This is a genomic window from Vreelandella neptunia (assembly GCF_022489065.1).
Taxonomy (GTDB): Bacteria; Pseudomonadota; Gammaproteobacteria; order Pseudomonadales; family Halomonadaceae; genus Vreelandella; species Vreelandella neptunia_A.
The window spans coordinates 36,153-50,700 of record NZ_JAKVTW010000012.1; the positions used below are offsets into that span (position 1 = coordinate 36,153).

The window sequence follows — 14,548 nt, forward strand, 5'->3', positions numbered from 1 at the left end:
GAGCAACCCGATGTAAGCGTTAATGACCAGAATTTTAGCTTAAATGGGCTAGACCGATATGCCCTTAACGCGGTGCCAAGGTCTCTTGACTTCAACTATTTGCTTGGCAAAGCAAAGACGCAGTGAGCGTTCAGCAGCGCGCCCTGGCTCTGCGCTGCCATCATCGTTGGCTGCATGTCATTACTCCTGCTATGGTCGATGGCTTCCTTATGCTGTTGAGCACTTATGACGATGAATCAACGCGCTAACCCTCGTGTGTTGCTGCGCTTACTGGGCCTGCTAAGTCCCTACCGAATGCGCTTAGCGTTAGCAGGTTTAGCGCTGCTGATGGCGTCGGGCAGCGTACTGTTGCTGGGTAATGGACTGAGGTTGGTGATTGATCGCGGTTTTTTGGCATCGGATGAGCAGGCTTTAGTTCAATCGCTCAGTTTGATGCTAGCGGTAGTAACGGTGCTGGCGCTGGCCTCCGCCTTGCGTTACTACCAGGTCACCTGGATTGGTGAGCGTTTGGCCGCCGACCTACGCCAGCGGGTGTTCGATCATTTACTCACCTTAGAGCCCAGCTTTTTTGAGAGTGCCAGCGACGGCCGTGCTGCGGGAGAAATCGCCTCACGGCTGACGGCGGACACCAGCGTGCTGCAGAGCCTGTTTGGCTCCTCGGTATCACTGGCACTGCGCAATCTGGTCATGCTGGTTGGGGCTGTAGTGCTAATGCTGGTCACCCAACCGTGGCTGTCGGCGATGGTGTTGATTGGTATCCCTGCCACGCTGCTGCCCATTGTGTGGTATGGCCGACGGGTGCGGCGGCTTTCGCGGACCAGCCAGGATCGCGTAGCAGAGCTAGGCCGCTATGCTGAAGAGGCGCTCAGCGGTATAAAAACACTCCAGGCATTTACCCATGAAGCGGTAGATAAAGCTCACTATGGCCAGCGGGTTGAACAGGCCTTTGGCAGCGCCGTCGAGCGCACTCAGCAGCGCGCCTGGCTCACCGGTATTGCCATGCTGGTCGTGTTTACGGCGGTTGGCTTAATGCTATGGCAGGGCGGCCAAGCTGTATTGGCAGGCACCATGAGTGCGGGCGAGCTCTCAGCATTTATTTTCTACGCCGTGCTGGCGGCAGGGGCTATTGCCACTCTGGGCGAAGTCGCGGGGGATGTGCAGCGTGCGGCAGGGGCGGCGGAGCGCTTATTGGAGCTGCTCGATACACAGCCCGTTATCCAGTCGCCAGTGAGTGCGCACGACCTACCCCTGCCATCGCGCGGCGAAATTACCCTGGAGAACATCTCATTTACCTACCCAGGTCGGGAAACGCCGGCGTTAGAAGGGTTTGATCTGCACATTCAACCAGGGGAGCGGGTGGCCATCGTTGGGCCATCAGGCGCGGGGAAGAGCACCCTCTTGGCGCTGTTACTGCGCTTTTATGATCCCAGTCAGGGGCGTATCACGCTTGATGGTAACGATGTCCGCACCTTAGACCTTGCTGTCTTGCGCGGCGCCATGGGGTTGGTGGCGCAAGAGCCGGTGCTGTTTAGCGGCTCGGTGGCCGAGAATCTGCGCTATGGCGATCATGAGGCGAGTATCGAAAGGCTGCGCATTGCCGCCCAGGATGCCAGCGCTCTCGACTTTATCGACGCGCTGCCCCAAGGCTTTGACACGCCGCTTGGCCCCGGTGGGGTACAGCTTTCCGGTGGCCAGCGTCAGCGGCTCGCTATCGCTCGGGCGCTGCTTAAAAATCCCGCCGTGCTGCTGTTAGACGAAGCGACGAGCGCGCTGGATGCGGAGAGCGAGCGGCTGGTGCAACAGGCGCTAGACCGGCTGATGGTCGGGCGCACCAGCATCGTGATTGCCCATCGGTTGGCGACTGTCATCGCCGCTGATCGTTTACTGGTGCTGGATGGTGGAAAGTTAATCGCAGCGGGCACCCACGACGAATTAATCTCCACCAGCGCGCTCTATCGTCATTTGGCGGCGTTGCAGTTTGGCGGTGACACGTTATAAAACGATCCTTTAAAGACGGGAGTATCTATGTCGAGTTTTTTCCAACGCCTTAACGCTGTTAATGCCCCTTCTATTGGCCTGGGGTGCATGAACCTCTCCCACGGTTATGGCAGCATCGTGCCCGAAAGCGCGGCCTTACGGGCGCTGGATGAGGCCTTTGATATGGGCTATCGCCACTTCGATACCGCCACCCTGTATGGCGCCACGGCCAATGAACAGGTGGTTGGGCGGGCGCTGGAGAGTAAGCGGCATCAGCTCTTCCTGGCCAGTAAATGCGGTATGGCGATGGATCCTGAGTCGGGCAAACGTGTCATTGATGGCCGCCCGGCAACTTTGCGCAAACAGTGTGAAGCAAGCCTTGCGCGCCTGCGTACCGACCATTTGGATCTCTATTATCTGCACCGTTTGGATCGCCAAGTCCCTATTGAGGAGAGCGTAGGCGCGCTTGGGCGATTGATGGAGGAGGGTAAGATTGGTGGCGTGGGATTGTCGGAAATCTCTGCGACCACGCTGCGCCGTGCGGTTGCAGAATATCCTGTCGCCGCGGTGCAGTCGGAATACTCGCTGTGGACGCGCAACCCGGGAATCGCCTTGATTGACGCGTGTCGCGAGGCGGGCACAGCCCTGGTCGCCTTCAGCCCCTTGGGGCGTGGATTCCTGACGGGAGCGATTAAGGATACTACGCGCCTTGAAGAGGGCGATATGCGCCGATATATGCCGCGCTTTAGTGCTGACAACTACCCGCACAATGTAAAACTATTTGAACGCTTGGGGGCGTTGGCGCAGGGCTTAAGTGTGTCACCGGGGCAGCTGGCGCTGGCATGGCTGAGAGCCAAAGGCGACGACATTATCCCTATCCCCGGCACGCGCTCGGTTGACCACATGCGCGAAAACTTAGCAGCGGAAACGCTTAGCCTCGATGTCACCACAGTGCAGCAGTTGGATGCCATGATGACGCCAGATCAGGTGGCAGGCGCTCGCTACAGCGAGGCGCAGCAGGCAGATATCGATACCGAAGAGTTCGTGCTTTAAGGGTGTCAGGTAAGACGTGATGGGTAAAAGCTATTGAAGCAGTCACAAAAAGCAAATTGTGCCTATGACGTATCTGCTTTAAAACGGTATCAGGTAAATGAAGCGCTCTTTCTTCTGCGCAATCTGCAGAGTGACGAATTATCGTGAGGGCGCTCACCGTCTGATGGCTTGGTGTTAACCAAGACAAAAGCAGCGAACACAAAATAGAGTTAGAGGGAGAGAGCTATGAGTGGTAAATGTCCTGTAATGCATGGTGGTAATACCTCCACGGGCACGTCTAATAAAGACTGGTGGCCTGAAGGGATTAACCTGGATATCTTGCACCAGCATGACCGCAAAACGAACCCGATGGATGCTGATTTTGACTATCGGGAAGAAGTCAGAAAACTCGACTTTGACGCACTCAAGCAAGACGTCCATGCGCTGATGACCGACAGCCAAGCCTGGTGGCCAGCTGATTGGGGCCACTACGGCGGCCTGATGATCCGCATGGCATGGCACTCAGCGGGTACCTATCGTCTTGCCGATGGCCGTGGCGGCGGTGGAACCGGCAGCCAACGTTTTGCACCACTCAACTCCTGGCCTGATAACGTCAGTCTTGATAAGGCGCGTCGTTTGCTGTGGCCGATCAAGAAAAAGTACGGCAATAAGATTAGCTGGGCCGATTTGATGATCCTGGCCGGTACTGTTGCCTACGAATCCATGGGTTTGCCTGCTTACGGTTTCTCGTTTGGTCGCGAAGATATCTGGGCCCCTGAAAAAGATATCTACTGGGGTGATGAGAAAGAGTGGCTGGCACCTTCTGACGAGCGTTATGGCGACGTTGAAAAGCCTGAAACCATGGAAAATCCGCTTGCTGCGGTTCAGATGGGGCTTATCTACGTTAACCCTGAAGGCGTGAACGGCGTTCCCGACCCGCTGAAGACCGGTCAGCAGATTCGCGAAACCTTCGCCCGTATGGCGATGAACGACGAAGAGACCGCTGCCCTCACTGCCGGTGGCCACACCGTAGGTAAATGTCACGGTAACGGCGACGCCGCAGCGCTGGCTGCGGAGCCTGAAGCCTCAGACGTCGAAAACCAGGGCTTCGGTTGGGGCAACCCGACGATGGGCGGCAAGGCGAGCAATGCGGTCACATCTGGCATTGAAGGCGCTTGGACCACGCACCCTACTAAGTTCGACATGGGCTACTTTGACCTGCTGTTCGGACATGAGTGGGAACTGCGCAAGAGCCCCGCCGGTGCCCATCAGTGGGAACCCATCGATATTAAGGAAGAGGATAAGCCGGTTGACGCCAGCGACCCCTCTATCCGTCATAACCCGATCATGACCGATGCGGACATGGCGATGAAGATGGATCCGACCTACCGCGCTATTTGTGAAAAATTCATGGCGGATCCGGAGTACTTCAAGCACACCTTCGCGAAGGCGTGGTTTAAGCTGACTCACCGTGATCTAGGCCCGAAGGCGCGCTACATAGGCCCAGAAGTACCCGCTGAAGACCTGATCTGGCAGGACCCCATTCCGGCTGGCAGCACCGATTACAGCGAAGAAGTGGTTAAGCAGAAAATCGCCGAGGCTGGCCTGAGCATCAGCGATATGGTCAGCACCGCTTGGGACAGCGCGCGCACTTACCGCGGCTCTGATATGCGTGGCGGTGCCAACGGTGCGCGCATTCGCTTAGCACCCCAGAAAGATTGGGAAGGCAACGAGCCCGCTCGCCTTAGCAGCGTATTAGCAGTCTACGAGAAGATCTCTGCCGATACCGGTGCCAGTCTTGCCGATGTGATCGTGCTAGCCGGCAGCGTGGCAATTGAGAAAGCCGCCAAAGCCGCAGGCTACGACGTTCGCGTGCCTTTCCTGAAAGGCCGTGGCGATGCTTCTGCCGAGATGACCGACGGCGAGTCCTTTGAGCCGCTAGAGCCGCTGGCTGATGGTTTCCGTAACTGGCTGAAGAAAGATTACGTAGTGAAGCCCGAAGAGCTGCTGCTGGATCGCGCTCAACTGATGGGGCTGACAGGGCCGGAAGTGGTTGTGCTACTTGGCGGTATGCGTGTGCTCGGCACCAACTACGGTGGCACCAAGCACGGTGTATTCACCGACCGTGAAGGCCAGTTGACCAATGACTTCTTCGTCAACCTGACCGATATGGGCAATACCTGGAAGCCGGTGAGTAAAAACACCTACGAGATCCGTGATCGTCAAACGGACGCCGTTAAGTGGACCGCTTCTCGTGTTGATCTAGTGTTCGGTTCTAATTCGCTGCTGCGCTCCTACGCAGAAGTCTACGCCCAGGATGACAACGACGAGAAGTTTGTCAAAGACTTCGTCGCCGCCTGGACGAAAGTGATGAACGCGGATCGCTTCGACGTCGCATAAGCGCTAAACACTTCGTTTTAGACAATAGCCCGCATCCCAGGATGCGGGTTTTTTCTTGGATCGTGCTCACGCCCTCTTGTACTGGCAAGATATTGCTTTTCAAATCATGGAGTTTTTAAGCCTCGGCGCTGTCTCTATGTGTGATATTTCTAAGGAGCATAACGATGCAGAAAGCCAGAATTTTGCAGCAGGGCAGTATTCACTGCTTTCCCGTTGGCCTTCGCGATGAGCAGGGTAAACTTGCTAACGCAGAAGTGTCAGCGGTCATGTATGACGGAGAGCGGCTACTGCTGGCCAGCGACAAGCCGATTCCTGGCGAGCATCGTTCCGCGGTTTTTGCCCTGCCGATGACGGATGATGGGCCGGATGATTCGCAGCTTGAGTATTTTACAACGCCGCTGATCAAACGGGCGGTGAAGTATGAAGACTTCGCCCTTACCGCCGATGGTAAGCATGTATTGGCCACCACCGGTTTTGATCGTATTGATGATGTGACCCATGACCTGAATGCCTATAACCACCTGCTTATCTGGCCGCTGGGCGAGCCAGACAAAGTGCAGGCGGTGGACCCTGACCCCCGTGATGGGGTTGAAGGGTCGCTGGAGTTACGCAATAAGCTGAACCATGCGATTGGCCTTCCCTACTACAAGATTGAAGGGCTAGCGGCAGTGCCTGGCGAGTTGGGTGATGGACTGCTGCTTTTCGGCATACGCGAGCAGGGGCAGCGCCACGATGACTTCTCCTATGTGAGCCGTGTGATCGGGGCTCACTATGTGGTGAATGCGTCCGGTAACCTAGAGTTTATCGATGAGTTGCGCGAACTCTACGCTTTTGAACCGACTGATCATGAAGGGGTAGCGATTGAGTGCGGGTTATCGAGTCTTGAGTATGACCCTTACCACCATCGACTTTACTTGATGACCAGCTTTGAAACGGAGGTCGACAACGTCGAACGTATTGGCGGTTATCTATGGCTGATGGAGCTGGATAACCTCACCACTGGCGAGCCACCGGCCTTGATTCGAGGAATGGACGGCACCCCTTTTGAATTCGAGCACAAGGCAGAGGGGCTGGCAGTGTTGGATCATGAGCGCGTCTTTGTGGTGTACGACAATGACCGCGAAATGAGTGTCGGCAGTATTGACGAGCGCGATGAGCGCCATGCCAGCGAAGCGCTTTATACGTTGTTGCATATGGAGTGATAGCCGCGCAATAACGGGCTAGCAGCAACAAAAAAGGCACCCAAAAAGGGTGCCTTTTAGCGGTCTTAGCGCAGCGTTATTAGAACTCCTCCCACTCCGCTACTTCATGCTTTTGCTGGGCAGTCGATGTAGGACGGCTGAGCGGCAATGCAGTGCTGGTTGCTGTGCGCTCTTTATGTGCGTTGGTATAGGGCAGCGCGTTGGTTGAAGTACCGCCTTCACTGAGTACAAACTCACTCATTAACTGATCAAGGCTACGCGCGTTGTCGCGCATGGAAGCGGCAAGGTTGGCGCTTTGGCTGACCATGGCAGCATTCTGCTGAGTCATCATATCCATCTCGGCCACCGCCGTATTGACCTGCTGAATGCCGGTAGTTTGTTCGCGAGCACCGGCGGCAATTTCAGCAATCACATCGGATACCTGGGTGACACTTTGGCGAATCTCTTGCATGCGTTCCGCGGCGGCCTTGACGATATCGCCGCCTTCTCTTGAGTGGCTAACGGACATATCGATCAATGCGCGAATATCATGCGCCGCAGACGCAGATCGGCTTGCTAGCGTGCGCACTTCGCTGGCGACCACGGCAAAGCCACGGCCTTGCTCACCGGCACGGGCCGCTTCCACAGAGGCATTGAGTGCCAATATGTTGGTCTGGAACGCAATTGAGTCAATCAAGCCGATGATATCGCTGATTTTATTGGCCGAGTCGCTGATGGCGGCCATTTTGGCTTCCATTTGGTTCATTGACTCAGTGCCGCGCTCTGACGCATTAGCGGCTTCTAGTGCAAGACTATTCGCCTGCTCGGAGGCCTGAGAGGTGTGCGCCACCGTGGAGTGAATTTGCTCCATGGAAGCAGATGTTTCCTGGAGGTTTGCTGCCGCTTGTTCAGTCCGAGAGGAAAGCTCCTGAGTACCATCCGCCATATCGCTGGCATCTGATAATACGGTGCGAGCGTTTTGGCGTACTTCCTGAAGGGTTAACTGCATGCGCTCCACAAACGCATTAAAACCATGGGCAAGGTCGCCAATTTCATCGCTTGTTTTGGCTTCTAATCTGCGCGTTAGGTCGCCTTTACCTTGGGCAATATCTGCCATGGCATTGGCCGTCTGCTTGATCGGTGCGAGAGAGCGGCGTGCGGCGTAGGCCACCACCACCAATAGCAATATCAGCAGAAGTCCGCCAGCCAATAATAGCGATTGGAGAAGGCTCTTGGTCACCGTCGTAAAGGCGGTAATAGGAACGGTCACCCCAACCACCCATGAAGTGCCTTCGACAGGACTCCACATAAGAACCGTCTGCTCGCCGGTAGGCATGGTGATTTCCCCTGAGCCAGCCGTGCCATTAAGTATTTGCTGGCTCAAAGCATCCAGACCTTGGTAGCCCTGTTGGTCGGCATCGGTGTAATTAAGCGACATACGATACTCTTCAACCGGGTGAGCGATCACTTGCCCCTGGCTGTCGATTAACCAGCCATAGCTACCCTCGCCCACATTAATGTCGGAGGTAATGTCGGAAACAGCCGCCATAGAGACGGTCATCCCTAGCAGTCCCGCGCGGTTGCCGCGCTCATCAAAAACAGTATCGGCGACAATCGCGGTCGGCAGGCCGCTGATCATGGAGATAACAGGGTCGCTGAGAAGGCTGTCCTGGGTTCCGTCGGTCACCAAGGTTTTGAAATAGGGTCGCTCGGCAATTTCCAGATTGACGCCTGCGTGGGTTAACGTTGCACCTGATGCGTCAGAAAAGAACAGTGACTCGATTGTTCCGCCCGGTGGGTAGCGCTTTTCAAGCCAGTCGCGATGAGTGGAAATTGGCACGTCTTCGACCAGACGTTCATCTTTGGCAAGCACCCCTATCCAATTGCGATAACCAGTAATCCAGCGGCTGATTTCATCAGCCCGTGCTTCGACTTGGCGCATACCGGCGTTATCAATTAGCGGAGGTATGGCTTTATTCAGCTGTTGATTGACAATAAAACCTAAGATGACGGCCACCACTAATAGTGGAATGGCGACAGCAGCTAGCAGTTTCTGCGTCAGTGAGAGACGAGAAATTTTTTTCATTTGTTGCCTCGATATGTTTGCCAGTCATAGATCACTGTCTACAGAGCAGCGTCGTACGCTGGCTATTTTATGGTTCCCTGAACGTTCTCTTGCTACCGCTAGTAATTAACGGCTTCTAATGTATAAACTTAAGTCGAAAAGGGTGTTTTTAACGTTTCTTTAAAAGAAAAGTTACCGTTGATGCTATTTTTGTTTTCATGTGTAACGTTTTGTTTTTAGTTTATGTTTCTTATTGTTAATTGCTTGATGTATAAAGTTTTAAAGTTTTGTTTCTTAAGATTTTATTTTTAATAGGTCATTTTTTTATAGTTTTCAAACGGCCCAGTATATGGGCCGTGAACGACATGATTTGAAAATAATAGCGATGCTTTTCTTAACTCCTGTTTCTGCAATGAGTGTCGTTCCGCTACAACTCATTGCGTGCTTTACCTCGATAGAGACGGACAATATCGGCCATTACGGCGAGTGCAATCTCCGCAGGTGTTTTACTACCCAGGTTAAGCCCAATCGGCATGGCGATTCTGGCTACTTGGGTTTCTGTCAGACCGCCGGAACGCAGCAGTCGCTCGGCACGCTGCTGCGACGTTTGCTTAGAGCCCATAACGCCAATATAAAAAGCATCAGTCCGGACGGCTTCGATCATGGCTAAATCATCAATGCGCGGATCATGGGTTAAGGCAACAACGGCCGTGTTGGCATGACAGCCGCCAGAGGCGATAAAGACCGAGGGCAGCACCGCCTGCATTTCAACACCGGGTACGTTGAAGTTCTTCCGAGCCTCTTCTCTGGGATCGCAAACAATCACTTCAAAACCAAGCGACTGTGCAAATAGCGCACAGGGCGAAGAAATGGAGGAGACCCCGGCGATGATCAAGCGTAGCGCTGGCCCGATGCGAATATTGACGCTAGCCGTATCGAAAGACACAGCGGGATCAGTGATATTTGAGGGGTTAAAGCGCTTGCCGCTGCCATCCAATTTGATACAGCGGGTGAGTGGTTGGCGACCCAGTAGCGTGGCGTGCATCACTTCTAAGTGAGTGAGGTTTTCGGTGTTTGGCGCTAGCCGCTCGACCAGTACTTCAAGGCTGCCTCCACAGGGTAAGCGGATATTCGCTGCGCCATTTTCGCCTCCATAGCGTACCCGTTGTAGCGGTTCGTCAAACTCACCCTTTTGGAGCCGTTCGATGAAGTCCTCTTCGACACACCCTCCTGACAGTGAGCCAACGTATTCGCCTGATTGACAGGTAACCAGCATGGCCCCCGGTTCTCTGGGTGACGAACCAAAGGTTTTTAATACCGTACAGAGCCACACGGTAAGCCCCTGATTGGCCCAGTTCAGTGCGCGTTCAATAACCTGGAGATCTAGATAGTGCATTAGCTAACGTCGTCCATGAAGTAGCTGAGGGAGGCTTCCAGTGTCTTGCGAACGGCGTCTGGGGTAAAGGGTGGATGGGTAAATCTTACTCCTGTGGCATCGAAGAGGGCATTGGCAATCGCAGGCGCGCCAGGCAGTGAGGCGGATTCGCCAACGCCTAATGGCGGCAGCTCAGGGCGATCAAGCAGCAGAACGTCGATAGGAGGAAGTTCCGAAAAACGTAGGATGGGGTATCCGCCCCACTCTTTGCTGGTGGGTAAGCCATCTTCAAAGCTTACCCGCTCCTTTAACGTGCGGCTGAGCATCTGGATCACGTTACCATGTACCTGATGGCGAACGCCGGCAGGGTTAACCATAAGACCGGCATCCTGGCCTACATATAGCTGTTCGACGACGATACGGCCACTCTTCACATTAACTTTAAGCTCAATCACCCAAGCGGCGAGTGCCGCGCCAAAGCCCGGAAATTTACTATGCACATACTGGGCATAAGCAAAGCCGCGGCCATAGCGCCAATCGCCCTCGCTGCTCGGGTTGGCGGCGCCGCGCTGCCATTTCGCGCGTTTAGCCAAGGCTTTGACAAGCTCACCGGCGCGGTCGTCAGCCAGGTAACGTAACCGATAGGCGACAGGATCTTCCCCCGCTAAATAGGCGAGTTCATCAATATAGCTTTCGTGAGCGAACGTGTTGGGCAGCGCTGAGACACCGCGTAGCCAGGAGGCGCGCACCAGGGTGGGCACGTCTTCACTTAGAATTTGCCGATGCGGGTAGCGGTAGGGCGGCACTGATGTTCGGTCACCCATTTCGAAGGGGATATCGATAGGTGGGGCGGCTCCAGTCAGCAGGAGTGCCAAGGTGGGTGCGCTGTTCGATGGGTAGCGTGAACTAAAGCGATAGCCTGCTGGGCTACCGTCAACATTCAAACCACCTTGAATGGCCATGTACTGGGCCGCTCCTTTGGGTTCCCAGGTGTGCTCCTGCTCGCGAGTTAATTGCACGCGCACTGGGCGACCCACCGCCTGGGAAAGCAGCACCGCATCGGCACCCACGTCGTCAGCACAGTTACGCCCATAGCAGCCTGAGGTCTCCATCCGAGTGATGGTAATGACGCTTTCATCAAGCCCGGTCAGCCGCGCAAGATCTGCACGTAGACTATGTGGGTTTTGTGTGCCGGACCAAACGTTAAGAGCGTCTTCTTGAGCATCGGCGACCGAGCAAGAGGGGCCTATGGAGCCATGCAGTTGGAAAGGCCATACATAGGTGCGATTAAGCTGATGACTCGCGGTGGCAAGAGCGCTGTCTAGGTCGCCCTCTTCAAGTAGAATGCGCTGCTTGCTGGGCAGCTCGAGCAGCGCTTGCTCGATATTATCCAGTTGAGGCAGACCGACGACAGGGCGCCACTCAACCTTGAGCTGTTTGGCGGCCTCAGCGGCTTGCTCTTCCCGCTCGGCAATGACACCGACAAAGTCACCGATAACAACGATTTTAATCAGCCCGGGGCAGTTAGCCACGGAGCTTTCGTCCACGGCCACTAAGCTGGTGCCTATGAAATCACCGCGATCATGACCCACATACGGTGGGCGGATCACTCGTCCGTGCACCATGCCCGGTAAGCGTAAGTCGTGCACAAAGGTTAATTTGCCGGTGACTTTGTCAGGAATATCCACACGGGAGGTAGAACGCCCTACTAGGGTGTAATCACTGATGGGCTTGAGGGGCGCGCTGTCAGCTAATTTCAAGGCATGCCGAGCGCCAGCGAGCAGCTCGCCATAGCTTATTGGTGGAAGCTGCTCATCACTGGTGTGCTTATCATTGGTGTGGATATATCCGGCTTGGCAGTGAAGTGTCTCGCGCTCAACGCTCAGTCGGCTAGCCGCCAGCGTGAGCAGGTACTCCCGCGCTTGTGCCGCTGCTCGGCGCAGGGGTTCCGCGGTAATTTGTATGGTCGCGCTGGCAATCGTAGGCCCTTGATTGGGCACCTCAAAAGAGTTGCCCAGCACCATGGTGACGCTGTCGAAAGCCACACTTAACTCTTCAGCGACAATTTGCGCCAGCGCCGTACGTATACCTGTGCCCAGATCCACGTGGCCATTGAATGCCAAAATATGGCTATCGCTCAGTACGGCGATGAACAACTCAGGCTCTTTGGGCGTGAAATTGGAGAGTGTACCCGGTTGTCCTGGGGCAGGAATGGGCGGCGTTACCGGGTCTCTATAGATAACCAGGAGGTCGGAGTCTTGAAGCAGTGACTGCCTGTGAGGGTTTGTTCTATCGGTCATTATTCCCTCCCTAGCTATCTTATAAATTAATCAAGAAACGTTAATCTGGGGTGATCAGCGGATGATAAATAAAGTAAAATATATGGCGTATACGCCATAAAAGCATGTCGTATTGATATAGCGCAAGCGGTATTTATTTCGTTGAAGCATCGCCATGCTTACCAATGCCATAATTGCGATACGACGTCGCCACCACATAAAGGATAGGGAATGACAACGGATCGTGCGCTCAATCACTCGTCTTCCAGCGAGCACCATACGCCCTCTGAGCAGGGATACGATTTTTCCGAACAAGTGGGCCATCTACTACGTAAAGCCTACCAGCGACATACGGCCATTTTTCAGCGCTACAGCAGCGACAAACAGTTAACCGCCATTCAGTTTGTGACGCTGTGCACGGTAATGGAACGTGGGCCTAGTTCGCTTACCGATATCGTCAATGCCACCGCGATTGATCCTGCCACGATCCGTGGCGTTATTAAGCGCCTCAAAGCACGCGAATGGATTACCTTAACGACCGACCCTAACGATCAGCGCAAAGTCATGGTCGTGATCACCGAACCTGGCGAGGCACTGGTAGAAGACATGGTACCCAGCGCCAAGCAGATCAGTGATCAAACCATGAAGAACCTTAATCCAGCCGAACGGATTGCTCTGATGCACCTGCTGGAAAAAATGAATGCGGACGGTTGATGTAGTGAAGGTGGATGACTCACCTTCACTGCAATCGGCGTGCTAGCGACCCATTAAGTAGCCTAGCGCTTCATCCAGTCCTATCACATCGCCATACTTACTATCGATATCAAACAGGTTGGCTTCATGGGGCGCAGGGTGACGGTCGCCCACACAGTCGCGAACGACCATCACGCGAAAGCCATATTGCAGCCCATCCACGGCGGTGGCACGAATGCAGCCGCTGGTGGAACAGCCGGTGATGATCAATGTATCGATACCCATCGCGACCAGCGTGGAGGCCAGCGAAGTACCAAAGAAAGCGCTGGCATACTGCTTGGTCATCACCAGCTCGTTATCATTAGGCGTCACCTCAGGGCAGAACTCTGCGTAGGGGTTACCTGCCACCATGGCCCGCATCACCGGTGCTTTCTTAACCCATATTCCACCATCTATTTGATCCGGGGCGTGATAGAGGATATTGGTGTGGATAACGGGTGTACCCGTCTGCCGTGCGGTGCTTAATAACGGCGGCATATTGGCCACGGCATCCACCACGCCCTGGGCAAATAGCGGCGAGCCGGGAGTGGTGTAGCCCTGCATAAAATCAACGACCAGCAACACGGGTTTTTTGCCAAAACCAATGCGCCCATCCCACACGCCTTTGTAGTTGTTATCTAAGCTGTCATCTAAAGAGCTGTCACTTGCACCGCTGCTGGTTGCTTGGCTGGGGTTCTTCATGGCGCTATCTCCTAGTTATCTCCTAGTAAGCCCCTGACAAGAGTGCGCCTGCACCCGGAACAATAGGCTCTAAATCGAGCGCTTTGAGCATGGCGTAGGTGGTCGCGATAGCAGCGGTCACCACTGGTTTGCCGGTTAAAGCTTCTACCTTGGCAACGGCAGGCAGCGATGGCATTTGTACGCAGGCTGACAGCACAATGGCGTCGATATTGGTTAAGTCGAGACTAGCCACAATCTCAGGCAGATTGGCGGGGTCGTGGCGGGCAACATCCAGGTTATTAGGGATCTCCAGCGCCCGGTAGTCGAGCACCTCAATACCTTCCTGGCGGATATAGTCTACCACCATCTCGGTCAGCGGTTTCATATAGGGCGCCACTACCACGACACGCTTAGCTTTCATCACTCCTAGCGCATCCACCAGAGCCCCAGCGCTGGTAACCACAGGCGTATCGCAGCCATTCTCTTGGGTACGGCTGCGTAGCCGCTGTTGGGATTCACGATGGTAACCGGGGCCCATGGCCATAATGGCCACCAGGCAGGCGTAGCCCATGACATCGACTGCCGCGTCAGAGAGCTCCAGGGCGCAGCGGTCTGACTCTGCATCCATGGCGGCCAGCTCATCCTTACTGACGGTTTTCATACGCATACGGCTGGAGTGGAAGGTAAAGCGTTCTGGTCGAATCAACTGCCGCGCCGCCAGCATCGCTGGGATCTCAGTCTCCATGGTGATGTTGGAGCTCGGCACGATCTGGCCGATACGGTATGGCCTAGTCATGGAATTGTTGGTCATAGTGCTTTGCGTCAT

Annotated in this window: 10 protein-coding genes; 5 read left to right on the plus strand and 5 right to left on the minus strand. The window is 54.9% G+C overall.

What is annotated here, in order from left to right; genetic code table 11:
* Positions 1-231 precede the first annotated feature (231 nt).
* The 4 genes from MLE19_RS15055 (at position 232) to MLE19_RS15070 (ending at position 6,611) form a co-directional block, all read left to right on the plus strand.
* On the plus strand, positions 232-1,998 hold the full coding sequence (locus tag MLE19_RS15055; protein WP_240719046.1) for an ABC transporter transmembrane domain-containing protein: 1,767 nt from the start codon (positions 232-234) through the stop codon (positions 1,996-1,998).
* Positions 1,999-2,025: 27 nt separating this feature from the next.
* Positions 2,026-3,030, plus strand: coding sequence for an aldo/keto reductase (locus MLE19_RS15060; protein ID WP_240718953.1), 1,005 nt, complete (start codon positions 2,026-2,028; stop codon positions 3,028-3,030).
* Between the two features lie 225 nt (positions 3,031-3,255).
* The gene (katG, locus tag MLE19_RS15065) at positions 3,256-5,409 is read left to right on the plus strand and encodes a catalase/peroxidase HPI (protein WP_240718954.1); all 2,154 of its coding nucleotides are present in this window, start codon (positions 3,256-3,258) and stop codon (positions 5,407-5,409) included.
* Between the two features lie 164 nt (positions 5,410-5,573).
* Positions 5,574-6,611, plus strand: a complete 1,038-nt coding sequence (locus tag MLE19_RS15070) for a hypothetical protein (RefSeq protein WP_240718955.1) — start codon at positions 5,574-5,576, stop codon at positions 6,609-6,611.
* Between the two features lie 79 nt (positions 6,612-6,690).
* Here the strand turns inward: MLE19_RS15070 and MLE19_RS15075 are convergent, their stop codons facing one another.
* The 3 genes from MLE19_RS15075 to MLE19_RS15085 form a co-directional block, all read right to left on the minus strand.
* Positions 6,691-8,676, minus strand: coding sequence for a methyl-accepting chemotaxis protein (locus tag MLE19_RS15075; protein ID WP_240718956.1), 1,986 nt, complete (start codon positions 8,674-8,676; stop codon positions 6,691-6,693).
* A gap of 406 nt (positions 8,677-9,082) precedes the next feature.
* Positions 9,083-10,051 carry an XdhC family protein gene (locus MLE19_RS15080; RefSeq protein ID WP_240718957.1) on the minus strand — a complete coding sequence of 323 codons (969 nt, stop codon included), beginning with the start codon at positions 10,049-10,051 and terminating at the stop codon, positions 9,083-9,085.
* On the minus strand, positions 10,051-12,330 hold the full coding sequence (locus tag MLE19_RS15085) for a xanthine dehydrogenase family protein molybdopterin-binding subunit (RefSeq protein ID WP_240718958.1): 2,280 nt from the start codon (positions 12,328-12,330) through the stop codon (positions 10,051-10,053). Before MLE19_RS15085 ends, MLE19_RS15080 begins: the two co-directional genes overlap by 1 nt.
* Positions 12,331-12,540: 210 nt before the next feature.
* On the opposite strand from MLE19_RS15085, the gene MLE19_RS15090 reads away from it, so the two are divergent.
* Positions 12,541-13,023, plus strand: a complete 483-nt coding sequence (locus MLE19_RS15090) for a MarR family winged helix-turn-helix transcriptional regulator (RefSeq protein ID WP_240718959.1) — start codon at positions 12,541-12,543, stop codon at positions 13,021-13,023.
* Positions 13,024-13,065: 42 nt separating this feature from the next.
* Here the strand turns inward: MLE19_RS15090 and MLE19_RS15095 are convergent, their stop codons facing one another.
* Positions 13,066-13,743, minus strand: a complete 678-nt coding sequence (locus MLE19_RS15095; protein WP_240718960.1) for an N-carbamoylsarcosine amidohydrolase — start codon at positions 13,741-13,743, stop codon at positions 13,066-13,068.
* Positions 13,744-13,765: 22 nt separating this feature from the next.
* Positions 13,766-14,548 (minus strand): maleate cis-trans isomerase family protein, encoded by a 783-nt coding sequence (locus MLE19_RS15100; protein WP_276322466.1) that lies wholly within the window; start codon positions 14,546-14,548, stop codon positions 13,766-13,768.

Bases quoted from the DNA above. Each gene is read 5' to 3' on its own strand.
- MLE19_RS15055 (WP_240719046.1), top strand. From the start codon at position 232: ATGAATCAACGCGCTAACCCTCGTGTGTTGCTGCGCTTACTGGGCCTG.
- MLE19_RS15060 (WP_240718953.1), top strand. From the start codon at position 2,026: ATGTCGAGTTTTTTCCAACGCCTTAACGCTGTTAATGCCCCTTCTATT.
- katG (WP_240718954.1), top strand. From the start codon at position 3,256: ATGAGTGGTAAATGTCCTGTAATGCATGGTGGTAATACCTCCACGGGC.
- MLE19_RS15070 (WP_240718955.1), top strand. From the start codon at position 5,574: ATGCAGAAAGCCAGAATTTTGCAGCAGGGCAGTATTCACTGCTTTCCC.
- MLE19_RS15075 (WP_240718956.1), bottom strand. From the start codon at position 8,676: ATGAAAAAAATTTCTCGTCTCTCACTGACGCAGAAACTGCTAGCTGCT.
- MLE19_RS15080 (WP_240718957.1), bottom strand. From the start codon at position 10,051: ATGCACTATCTAGATCTCCAGGTTATTGAACGCGCACTGAACTGGGCC.
- MLE19_RS15085 (WP_240718958.1), bottom strand. From the start codon at position 12,330: ATGACCGATAGAACAAACCCTCACAGGCAGTCACTGCTTCAAGACTCC.
- MLE19_RS15090 (WP_240718959.1), top strand. From the start codon at position 12,541: ATGACAACGGATCGTGCGCTCAATCACTCGTCTTCCAGCGAGCACCAT.
- MLE19_RS15095 (WP_240718960.1), bottom strand. From the start codon at position 13,743: ATGAAGAACCCCAGCCAAGCAACCAGCAGCGGTGCAAGTGACAGCTCT.
- MLE19_RS15100 (WP_276322466.1), bottom strand. From the start codon at position 14,548: ATGACGCAAAGCACTATGACCAACAATTCCATGACTAGGCCATACCGT.